The 11,641-nt window shown below is 36.8% G+C and carries 11 protein-coding genes; 5 read left to right on the forward strand and 6 right to left on the reverse strand.

Annotated elements, in window-relative coordinates; all coding sequences use genetic code 11:
* Positions 1 to 22: 22 nt before the first annotated feature.
* Positions 23 to 856, forward strand: coding sequence for a MoxR family ATPase (locus tag H4J56_RS07090; protein WP_182217088.1), 834 nt, complete (start codon positions 23 to 25; stop codon positions 854 to 856).
* Positions 857 to 861: 5 nt separating this feature from the next.
* Positions 862 to 2,034: a VWA domain-containing protein gene (locus tag H4J56_RS07095; RefSeq protein ID WP_182221900.1), complete on the forward strand. Its 1,173-nt coding sequence runs from the start codon at positions 862 to 864 to the stop codon at positions 2,032 to 2,034.
* Positions 2,035 to 2,142: 108 nt separating this feature from the next.
* Here the strand turns inward: H4J56_RS07095 and H4J56_RS07100 are convergent, their stop codons facing one another.
* From H4J56_RS07100 to H4J56_RS07120, 5 genes are all read right to left on the reverse strand, one after another.
* The gene (locus tag H4J56_RS07100) at positions 2,143 to 2,928 is read right to left on the reverse strand and encodes an alpha/beta fold hydrolase (RefSeq protein ID WP_182217092.1); all 786 of its coding nucleotides are present in this window, start codon (positions 2,926 to 2,928) and stop codon (positions 2,143 to 2,145) included.
* 91 nt (positions 2,929 to 3,019) lie between these two features.
* Positions 3,020 to 3,913 carry an alpha/beta hydrolase gene (locus tag H4J56_RS07105; protein ID WP_182259090.1) on the reverse strand — a complete coding sequence of 298 codons (894 nt, stop codon included), beginning with the start codon at positions 3,911 to 3,913 and terminating at the stop codon, positions 3,020 to 3,022.
* Positions 3,914 to 3,992: 79 nt separating this feature from the next.
* Complete coding sequence (locus H4J56_RS07110) at positions 3,993 to 4,685, reverse strand: crotonase/enoyl-CoA hydratase family protein (RefSeq protein ID WP_182259091.1); 693 nt, start codon at positions 4,683 to 4,685, stop codon at positions 3,993 to 3,995.
* A 39-nt stretch (positions 4,686 to 4,724) separates the two neighbouring features.
* Entirely contained in the window at positions 4,725 to 5,333 is a 609-nt protein-coding gene (locus H4J56_RS07115) for a glutathione S-transferase family protein (RefSeq protein WP_182217097.1), read from the reverse strand.
* A gap of 476 nt (positions 5,334 to 5,809) precedes the next feature.
* Positions 5,810 to 6,472, reverse strand: a complete 663-nt coding sequence (locus H4J56_RS07120; protein ID WP_182259092.1) for a nitroreductase — start codon at positions 6,470 to 6,472, stop codon at positions 5,810 to 5,812.
* Between the two features lie 463 nt (positions 6,473 to 6,935).
* Between H4J56_RS07120 and H4J56_RS07125 the strand changes: the two genes are divergently transcribed.
* From H4J56_RS07125 to H4J56_RS07135, 3 genes are all read left to right on the forward strand, one after another.
* Positions 6,936 to 8,732 (forward strand): acyl-CoA dehydrogenase C-terminal domain-containing protein, encoded by a 1,797-nt coding sequence (locus H4J56_RS07125; RefSeq protein WP_070376895.1) that lies wholly within the window; start codon positions 6,936 to 6,938, stop codon positions 8,730 to 8,732.
* Positions 8,733 to 9,220: 488 nt separating this feature from the next.
* Positions 9,221 to 9,490, forward strand: a complete 270-nt coding sequence (locus H4J56_RS07130; protein WP_070376896.1) for a hypothetical protein — start codon at positions 9,221 to 9,223, stop codon at positions 9,488 to 9,490.
* A gap of 202 nt (positions 9,491 to 9,692) precedes the next feature.
* Positions 9,693 to 10,220, forward strand: a complete 528-nt coding sequence (locus tag H4J56_RS07135; protein WP_182217101.1) for a DUF3750 domain-containing protein — start codon at positions 9,693 to 9,695, stop codon at positions 10,218 to 10,220.
* 56 nt (positions 10,221 to 10,276) lie between these two features.
* Here H4J56_RS07135 and H4J56_RS07140 read toward each other — a convergent pair whose 3' ends face one another.
* Positions 10,277 to 11,512: an HD domain-containing phosphohydrolase gene (locus H4J56_RS07140; protein ID WP_182259093.1), complete on the reverse strand. Its 1,236-nt coding sequence runs from the start codon at positions 11,510 to 11,512 to the stop codon at positions 10,277 to 10,279.
* Between the last annotated feature and the right edge of the window lie 129 nt (positions 11,513 to 11,641).

Below are 11,641 nucleotides of genomic sequence, written 5' to 3' on the forward strand. Positions count from 1 at the left end.
AAGCCCTAAAATAGGTAAAAACATGTTTAACAGTACAGAGAGTTATATTGCATCAGACGAACTTCGCTTAGCGGTAAACGCAGCGATCACCCTAGAAAAGCCACTATTGATTAAAGGTGAGCCAGGAACGGGTAAAACGCAATTAGCTGAAGAATTAGCAAAGTCGCTTAATTGTAAGCTATATCAATGGCATATTAAATCAACAACTAAAGCACAACAAGGCTTATACGAATACGATGCCGTATCAAGATTACGAGATAGCCAGCTAGGCGACGAACGTGTGCATGATATTGCTAACTACATCGTTAAAGGTAAACTTTGGCAGGCGTTTGAAGAAGAGCAACGTCCGATATTATTAATTGATGAAATAGATAAAGCCGATATAGAGTTCCCTAATGATTTACTGCAAGAGCTTGATAAGATGGAGTTCTATGTTTATGAAACGCAACAAGTTATTAAAGCAAAACAACGTCCAATCATTATTATAACGTCTAATAATGAAAAAGAGCTACCCGACGCATTCTTACGTCGTTGTTTCTTTCATTACATCAAGTTTCCAACAAAAATAGAAATGGAGCAGATTATTGCTGTTCACCACCCTGATGTAAAAAAAGAGTTATTAGCGCATACCTTAGAAGTGTTTTTTGAACTGAGAGACTTACAAGGTATTAAGAAAAAGCCTTCAACATCAGAGTTAATCGATTGGTTGAAACTACTGGTCGCAGACGATGTTGCTCAAGAGGTGTTAATCGATAAGCAGTCCGGTATTATTCCTTTATTTGGTGCGCTATTAAAAAATGAACAAGATGTTTCACTACTTGAAAAACTCGCCTTTATTAGTCGCAGAAACAGGTAGTTGTTGTGTTTATAGATTTATTTATAACGTTAAGAAAACATAAAGTTCCTTGTAGTTTGCGTGAGTTATTAGACTTAATTGCGCTATTAAAAAAGGGGGTTGTTTTTGCTAATGTGGAAGAGTTTTATCACCTAGCTAAAATTGTTATGGTTAAAGATGAAATTCATTATGATAAATTCGATAGTGCATTTGCTGAATATTTTGAAGGTATCCAAGCAATTGATATATTTGATAAAATATTACCTGAGGATTGGCTAAGAAAAGAATTTGAAAAACACCTAAGCCAAGAAGAAAAAGACAAGTTAAAGGCATTAGGTGGTTTAGACGAGCTAATGAAAGCGTTGAAAGAACGCCTTGAAGAACAAAAGAAACGCCATGCTGGCGGCAATAAATGGGTGGGTACTGGTGGTACATCTCCTTTTGGCGCTTATGGTTATAACCCCGAAGGTATTAGGGTAGGCCAAGATAAAAATCGTAATAATAGTGCGGTTAAAGTGTGGGATAAACGAGAATTTAAAAACTTTGATCAAGACAGAGAATTAGGCACTAGAAATATAAAGTTAGCGCTAAAAAAACTCAGAAAATTTGCCCGTACCGGTGCTAGTGAAAAGCTTGATATTAACACCACTATTACCTCAACGGCGAAAAATGGCGGTATGCTTGATGTACATATGGAGCCTGAACGTCATAATGCGGTAAAAGTATTGATGTTTTTTGATATCGGCGGTTCTATGGACGATTACATACATACGTGTGAAGAACTTTTTTCAGCGGCACATACCGAGTTTAAACACCTTGAATTTTTCTATTTTCATAATTGTGTTTATGAAAGATTATGGAAAGACAATAGCCGACGCCGTACTGATACTATTGATTTAGAAGAAATTATTAGAACATTTGGTTCGGACTACAAAGTTATATTTGTCGGTGATGCCACTATGGGGCCTTATGAGGTAACAGCACCTGGCGGCAGTGTTGAACACTGGAATGAAAAACCAGGTACCTTTCATATGCACAAGATTCTTGGTCATTTTAATAAGGTCGCTTGGTTAAACCCACAGCCAGAGACTCATTGGGATTATCATCACTCAATCTCAATTATTAGGCAGTTAATAACGGATAGAATGTACCCTTTAACGGTCGATGGCATAGGTCGAGCGATAAAAGCGCTCAGCTAAATATCCCACTAGTAAATTAAAACCAAGGACGGTTGCAGCTTTACCTGTCTGTATGAATGAAGGGCTAATAAAAGCCGTTTTATAGCACCTTCTCTTTTATTACATTACTTACCAATCTTTTATAATGTTAGTAATTATAGACGCGGTTGCTTCTGGTTGTTCAAGCGGAAACATATGTCCGCCATTAGCTAATTTAGTCAGTGGTATGTTATTCATTTTAGCAAATCGATTAAAGTAACTTACCGGCAATACGTCTGTTTTATCACCATAAATCAATGCAGATGGCACCGTCAGTTTATTTTTATATGTTGTTAAATTGCAAGGTAGGTGTCTAAATATATCGGCTTCAACGTCAGGTGAAAACATTAACTCCCATCTTTTATTTTTTAATGTCACGGCACTGTCTACGTAATCTTGTAAACAACGAGCATCAAAGTTTTTAAAAAGTTTCTTTTGAGCAAAATTATTAACTAATTGTGTTTCAGACGGCCAATGTTTCTGTCTGTTTTTAGCTCGACCCGCTGGAGATATTTTATCAATAAAAGGTGTTTTTTTAGCGAGTTTCAAAAACCAAGATAATGGCCCAGAAAATACTGGAGGGTCTAACATGACGACACCACGAAAAAGTTCAGGATGCTGACAAGCGGCCATAAAAGAAATGACACCACCAAAAGAATGGCCAACACAAATGACCTTTTGGTCTTGCTTTTTAATGAAGTTAACCAGCTCATTGACCAAAAATTGCCAATTATTATGAATGGGGTAACAATCATCGTGACCATATTGTTCTAAAGCAATGGTTGAATAATCGTTTGAAAACAATGACAGAAAAGTACGGTAACTTCCTGCTGGAAAACCATTGGCATGGACAAAGTTAATTACAGGTTTTGACATATACGTTTATAAACACCTATGATAAAAATTATATAAAAGATTATTACCCTTGAATTTATTATTAAAGGGTTAAGACTAAACTGAAGAGCTTTTAAAGGTAGCGATTAAAAAAATCAACGACACTATTTTCAGCCTTTTCAGGGTTGAGTTGCCATAGTTTAGTGTGCTCGCCACCTTCAGCTTGCCAAAATTGCTTCGGCTCATTGGCGGCACTAAATAAACGTTGTCCGTGTTTAAAGTCTACGGTTTTATCGGCTGTGCCATGCATAATGTAAACAGGTCGAGGCGAGATGTTCGCGATGTATTTCTCGGGATTAATTTCATCAATTTCTAAATCGCCGCGCCAAGCAAAAAATTTTGCTACCATTGGCATTAATGGATAACGAGGAAGACCGTAGAGTACTTTTGCCTGTTCAGCGAGTACGTCCATCGAATTAGCATAGCTACCACTAAAGACGCCCGCTTTTATACGAGAGTCTTTTGCCATAACTATGATGCTAGTTGCTGCGCCCATAGAAAATCCCATCACACCAATCGAGTTAATATTTTTCTCATCAACTAAATAATTTAAAGCAGCTGTGACGTCTTTCTTCTCGTGATAGCCCATGGTTGAAATAATAGCAGGGTCTTGACGGGGATGACGCTGATCAATAGCTAAAACATTATAACCGGCAGCAACAATTGCTTTAGCGTAGCGCATACCTTCAGTTCGGTTTGCTGTTCTACCATGTACTAATAATATCGCTTTATGGGTGTCATTATCTGCAGGCATATACCAAGCCGGCAGTGTTAGCCCATCATCTGTGTTAAAAAAAACTTCTTCAAAACTGAGGCCTTGTTCACTTGGCTCTCCACAAAAGACAAAACGGGCTTGTGTACACTCAGTAATTGGCAGTATTAATATTTTTGAAGAAAAATACCATGCACCACTAAAGTAAACACACAGAAATAATAAAACAGAAAACAGGGTGAATTTTTTTATCATAAGTTAACGGCCTAATATACTGTGAGCGATCTTGTTGTGTAGCGCTAAGATCATACTTTAGTGAGTCATGGTAGATTTACTATAGGCTCAAGGTCATCGTTGAATCTATTGCTATCGCCGCATCTAATGCCGTTAGTATGTCTTTTCTTTCTCTTAGTTTAGTGCCATGGTGTGCTGTCATATTTAGGGTTAACAATTGGGTAGCTGCAGCTTTTGCCGTTGCCATTAATTGGTCGGGTTCAACTAATGTGTCAAGAAATCCAGCTAATACAGCTGTTTCTGGATCAAACAATTCAGCGTTTATTACCGAACGCGTTAAATAGTTAATCGGTACTCGGTTTCTAGCGAGTTCAAGGCCAGCTTGATGCATGGTCATACCAATAGCCACTTCATTGAGTCCAATTTTAAATGAACCTAGAGTGCCGATACGATAATCGCAACTGAGTAATAAAAATGCGCCCTTGGCAATTGCATGGCCGGTACAGGCGCCAACAATAGGAAAGGGGAAAGATAACATACGGCGAGTAAGCGTTGAGCCTGCTGTCACTAGTGATACGGCAGAGTCAGAACTTTCTTTCATCGTTTTTAAATCATAGCCACCTGAAAATATTCCCGGTTGACTTGTTAAAATAACGGCCGCTTTTGCTGCTTCTGCTTGATCTAAAGCGCTGTTTATTTCTATTATTACTTGATGAGAAATAGCGTTAACCTTGCCATTTTTTAAGGTGATCGTTGCAATGTTTTCATTGAGTTCAAAATCTATTAATTCCATGTTCTTTCCTATAGTTGTTAAAATTGATATCACTGGCTGTTAGCCAAATTGAGCCGCTTTTTGATATGCGGGTCTTTTTCTGATATTGACGAGATAGTCTTTAGTTTTGTCTTTGCTTTCTAACAAACCAATACTTTCTGCAATTTCGAGTATCACTGCCATCATAATATCAGCAGCACTAAAAGAATCACCAGCAAAATAACGTCTTACGGTTAAAGTATTTTCGATATATGAGAAATCGAGATGATTTTCTTTAGCAATATAACCGTCAAGAGGCTGAGTGCCTTCACGAGTTTCCATTGACATCAGCAAGGTCGTTATCACAGGTAAACTTAAGGACCCTTCTGCGAAGTGTAACCACTCTAAATAATGGTAATATTCATTAGAATCAATGCTTGGCCTTAAATTACTTGCTGTTGCATGGTTAAGAATATATTCCATAACCGCGCCAGACTCACACAAAGTAACCTCACCATCGACGATAATAGGTGCTTTTGCTAGCGGATGAATTAATTTTAAACTTTCAGGCGCTAAATTTGTGAGTGGGTCACGTTGATGTTTAACAATGTTATAAGGCATATTAAGCTCTTCTAACAACCAGATAACACGTTTAGAACGTGATTTGTTAAGATGATGTACAGTAATCATGTTTACATTTTTCCTTAAAATTCATTGTTATCAACTTAATGAATAGGCGTTGCTTGGTAGTAAGGTTAAATTTTTACCTTTTTTATAGGTACGTTAGCTTACCATATATTGAGTTAAGGCTTTTTTGTGTTAAATGATATTTGAACGTAACAACCTAAGCAGAATATCGACGGTATATTCAAGCGTTAATAACATAAAATGTGTCAAACTAGAGCCAATAATAGGTAATAACAGTCAAGGATTAATTAGACCAATGGAAAAGGTTAGTCCCATGCCCATCATAATTTAAAATATACCAATAGGTACACCTTTTGTCTTATAAATGTAACTAATTCAGTAATATCCATGCCGACTCTCAGTATTCTTTATTATCTGCTGGGTAAATATTTTGTATTAGTTTTCAATATGATTATTCAACATTGTCTTGAACAAAACATGATTGCTAATAACGACTCATTAATTGTTATTGTGAGTCTTTATTTAAAGAAGCTAACCGCATTGGTAATATCTTCACGATCAGTAAGAGTTTTATTTATCGGCGCATTTATATCAGCGTAACCAAATGACATACCAAACAAAATACCTCTTTGCTCTGGTAAGTTTAAGGATTTTTTGATTGGATCTGGGAACTGCCCCAATGCCCCTTGCATACAATTTGATATACCGTGCTCAGCCATAATTAGCGAAAGAGTTTGCGCATAAATACCCAAATCAACCGCACCCATAATATCGAGATATTTATCCATAGTAAAAAATACTACATGGGGAGCATCAAAAAAACTCCAATTGCGGATCATCGCTTTTTGACGACCCAGTTTGTCTTCGCGAGTAACACCAATAGCACTGTAAAGTGCATTAGCTGAACCAAATTGGCGATCTCTATGGATACCCTCGTATTTAGGTAGCCAGTTAAAGTCTGGGTTTGGTGGTTTGCCACTCATAACTGCTGAGAGTAAATCATTTTTAAGGGATTCTTTTTTAGCGCCAGACACCACGCAAGCTTGCCAAGGTTGTACGTTGCAATTTGAAGGGGCGCGTTGTGCTTGTGTAAAAATAGCTTCTAATAATGCTTGTTCGACGGGTGTTTCCAAATAAGCACGCACTGAATTACGCTTTTCTAAGAGGGTGGTTAAAGACATTGAGACTCCTTTATAATTTTAAAATAGTCTCATATTAAGGGTAATTATAGATGAGACTTAGCTTTGTGCGATTAAATTTGTGGTAACGTTTAATCCACTATTAACCAATATAAATCGCTTAAAAAAGTGATCTATACTTGTTACAAGAGGGTATAAATAGCCACTGTAATAAGGTTAACAGAGATTAAAGCGCATTTTCTGATGGTAGAGCGGTTATATTAATAAAACCAATGAATAATTATTATCACGCTCTATTCTAAAATCATATAGTAAGTGGCTATTTTCACTGGGTATGTCAGAAGCGCATTAACTTTTATTATATGGATACTGAATAGTTAGGGATAAATTAAATTCATTTGACTAATTTATCTCATATCGATAATATCAGTGGTATGACCACTTGGTTAAAGCAATGTTGAATAGTGAAGTCAACGGTTAATAATAAATTTTTGGAGTCAATAGAATGCCTGAATATAAAGCCCCAGTTCGTGATATTAAGTTTGTAATGCAAGAATTATTAGACTGCGACAAACACTATAAACAATTAGGTTACGATGATGCTAGTGAAGATATGGTTGACGCTATTATCTCAGAAGCAGCCAAGTTTACTGAACAAGTTATTGCACCCTTAAATCAAATCGGTGACGAGCAAGGTTGTACGTGGACAGACGGTGTAGTAACTACGCCAGATGGTTTTAAAGATGCTTATCAACAATACGTTGAGGGTGGCTGGCCAACATTATCTCAGAGTGAAGAGTTTGGTGGGCAAGGATTACCTTACTCTCTTAATGCGTCTATTAGTGAAATGATGTCGTCTGCTAATCATAGTTTTGCTATGTATCCTGGTCTAAGTCATGGGGCACAAGCAACAATTGAAGCTCATGGCACCAGTGAACAAAAACAACAGTATATGCCTAAATTAGTTGAAGGTAGCTGGACAGGCACTATGTGTTTAACTGAATCACATTGTGGTACTGATCTTGGCATGTTGCGCACCAAAGCTATATTAAACGATGATGGTAGCTATGCGATTACCGGCACAAAGATATTTATCTCAGCCGGAGAGCATGACTTATCAGAGAATATTGTACATATTGTTATCGCACGCCTACCAGGTGCTCCTGAAGGTAGTAAAGGTATCTCTTTGTTTATTGTTCCTAAGTTTAATGTCAATGATGATGGCACAAAAGCAGACCGAAATGCTGTGAGTTGTGGTTCAATTGAACATAAAATGGGTATCAATGCTAACGCCACTTGTGTTATCAACTTTGATAGCGCTAAAGGGTTTTTAATTGGACAGGAGAACCGTGGCCTACACTGCATGTTTACTTTTATGAATGCTGCTCGTTTAGGTGTAGCAATGGAAGGTTCTGCAGCAGCTGAAGCGGCATTTCAAGGTTCATTAGCTTATGCAAAAGATCGTTTGCAAATGCGTTCTATCAGCGGCGTAAAAAATCCAGATGGACCAGCTGATCCTATTATTGTGCACCCTGATGTTCGTCGTATGCTACTTACGCAAAAGTCTATTTCTGAGGGTGGTAGAGCACTAATTGGCTATTTGTCGCAATTAGTTGATATAACCCACGCATCAGATGACGCTGATGTTAAAGCCGATGCAGAAAACAAATTAGCCTTACTAACACCTATTGCAAAAGCATTTTTAACAGAGTTAGGTTTCGAATGTACAAGTCATGGTGTTCAAGTTTTTGGTGGACATGGTTTTATAAAAGAATGGGGCATGGAACAGCTTCTGCGTGACACTAAAATTAGTTGTATTTATGAAGGCACAACGGGTATTCAAGCGTTAGATTTATTAGCCCGTAAAATTTTGGGTAGTAAAGGTCAAATTTTGAAGCCGTTTATGACAGATATCGCTATTTTTTCGAAAGACAATGCCGATAATCCAGCCATGAGTGAATATGTTAGTACGCTAAACTCATACGCTAAACAGTGGCAAATGATCACGGGTGATATTGGTCAAAAGGCGATGAAGAACGCGGATGAGATTGGTGGTGCTTCGGTTGATTACTTGATGTTTGCCGGTTATGTAACATTAGGCTACTTCTGGGCAAAAATGGCCTCTGTAGCGCAAAGTAAACTAAAAGACGCTGGTGAAGATGAAGCGTTTTATCAAGCTAAAATTAAAACAGCAGCATTTTACTTTCATCGTATACTTCCTAGAGCTCAAGGACATGCAGCTTGTATTGAAGGTGGTGTAGACTCGATGATGGCTCTAGCCAGTGAAGACTTTGCATTTTAAATAAGCACTAGCTTTACCAATAATTTTTGAAAATTAATTATTGGGTAAACAGATAAATATCTACCCTCTTTACACGGCTAAGATATTTATAACGGGCTGTTAACTAATGCCTAATATTAAGATTTAAACCTTAATATTAGGCATTTTTTATTTTACAGTAACGTAAAATAACCCATTCACGAATGGCGCCTCGCCAAATGACTGCTTAGGCAATTAACGAGAGTTAATTTAACTACTTGGCTGCACAAATAAGTTGGGGTGCTAGGCTTCGTCATTCAAGTTGACTTGACGGTATACATTATCGCTGAATATTTATGATGCGTTTTAATTATTTTTGTTTTATATCATCTTAATGGTATTTAGCCATTTCCAGCTAGAGATAATTATTTGATCTTATCTAATATTAGTATAAATTAATTACTAGTTACAATGAGGGCATCATTGAGATGTACCGATAACATATTGTTATAAAGATTAAGGAATTGGCGATGCCAACAAATAAACATAAACGAAAAGCTTCATCACATACTAAATCCCATAAAGGGAAAAATACCGAATCTACGGGTCTAATTATTTCACACCCTCAGGTCTTTATTTATGTTGGTTTATTCTGTGTTGTGTTGGGGGTATATCTATTAGCCTTTGAATCTCAAGATAACGCATTATTTGGCTTAGCGATGCTTTCTCTTGTCGCGGGTGTAGTGACAACTTTTTATGCAAATTTTACACTATCAAAGAAAAAAGCTCAGCTTAAGTGAAGCTTTAAAGTGGCGTAAATATTCATCTGAAACTTATTCTATGGTTCTAATTGGGCCAACAGATTGGTTTTATTTGAAAAAAGAAGTGTATTCTGATTTTAAAGTAATAGGGATTTTATTGCCAATAAGAATATAGGTTAAATTTATCAAACCCAGCCTAAGCAATATAATCTAGGCTTAAACCGGTGTAATAATAGCGCATATGAGATTTTGGACGATTATCTGCATTGTACTCCTACTGAGTGCTTGTACCCATAACAACTGGCGAACCGCGAGCAGAGAGCCTGCTGGTATTGCAACGTTACCCAATGACGATAGTAGGGCTGTTGTAGAGTTTTATGCCGCAGATGCTTTTAGTTGGCGTGGTTGGTTTGCTGTTCACCCTTGGCTTGCAATCAAAGAAGAAAAAGCAGCAGAGTATAGTGTTTATGAAGTTACTGGTTGGCAAGTAAATCAAGGGTTATCAGCAATAAGACAGTACCAAACATTAACACCAGATAGGTATTGGTATGGCTCAAAGCCGGTATTATTACTTTCTATTAAAGGTGATAAAGCGGTTAAACTAATTCCTAAGATTAAGGCCGCAATTGCCCGCTATCCTTGGGTCAATGAATATAGTATCTTCCCAGGCCCTAATAGTAATACTTTTGTCGCCTGGATAGGTTTACAAGTCCCTGAGCTCGAACTTGAGCTGCCATTTACTGCTATTGGCAGTGGGTATGCAAACTAACTGCTATTTAACCAAAAAATTCAGCGAGAATCGATATTAAGTTATTGTTAAGCAAGTTAAATTATTGGATTTATTAACTTTAAAAAATATTCTTTATTGGTTGATATATTATCAATTTTAATCGGGTAATGGAGTATCTGATTGAAATAATTGGCAAATTGTGAAATTTGCAGTACTAATCTTCGAGCGTCATTGATAAACATTTTACAAACTTGATTATCTTTAAGCTCTTCTCTTTTTATTTGGAATGGCTGCTGTGATGATTCTGACACCCATAATGTGCTCCTAAGTTTAGCTTGAATAAAATTCATTTCTGGGTTGTTAGTATTTAAGGTGTTTGTCCATTTAATGACTTTTGATAATTGGTCATATAAATGGTTTCCGTAGGCTTGTCGATGGGTATCTGTTTGTATACTTTCTTGCATTATTGCTAATAGGGGCCTTTGTAAGTGATAAGAATAAATAGCCTGCGTTTTTTGACTGGTCCTAAAGTCAAATCCTTCGGCTAATAAATAGAGTTCTCCGATGGCCGTGTTAATATTTTTACTTTTTCTAGTGATCTGAGAATATTGATTCGCTATTTGTGAGATTTGAGCGTACTCATGAATTTGTGTTAACTTTTTTGGGTAACCAGAGCCATCCAATTTCTCTTCATGTTGTTCTATCGATTCTAAGACTAACTTACTCTCTAAGCCCGCAAGTCTCACTATTTCTTTACTCAAGATAGGGTGAACTAACTTTGCATCTTTCATTGTATTGTTAAGTCTTGCGTAACCAATATTTTCAAAGAACAAAACAGAGATAAGTTCCGTTAATTCGGTTGGAGAATAGTTGTTTGCTTTACCGATATGGGTGCCAAATACCAAATTGATTAAAGTATTTTGGTATGCAGAGGGGTTGAGGTGTGAAAATATACTGAGGTGATCAATAATTTTCTTTGGAATTGAGCCGCCTTTTATAAAGTCGCCAATGGTTACCAGTGTTTCATTTAGCTGAAAGTTATTTATTACAGGATTTGTTTTAGCTAAGTCTAGGATCGGCGCTAATATATCTTCATTACTGGTATCTTCTGTAAGAGAAATTACATCTTCATGGCCAATGATCCCCTCTTGTTGTAAGTTAGTTAATTTTAAACGGATTTTTTCCGTAATTTCAGTACCTGCTTTTAAAAAAACTCTTTTTCCTTGTGGGTCGGTAATATCTTGACTGATGCCGCATTCCATTCCTGAATTTAAAATATGAGTCGAAAACTGTTTGGATGTTTCTTTAATAAGTTGATTAGTTACTTGCACATTCGTTCCTTGAATTAACTGTCTACTGGCAGTTCTATGCGTTAACTGTAGGAATGATTTTAGCTATTAGCAAAGTGTCTTACTATTTTATCTGATTTGACCTTACGCTATCTGCCGGTAACGTTTTCA

Source organism: Colwellia sp. BRX8-4 (assembly GCF_014077345.1).
Classification (GTDB): Bacteria; Pseudomonadota; Gammaproteobacteria; order Enterobacterales; family Alteromonadaceae; genus Colwellia_A.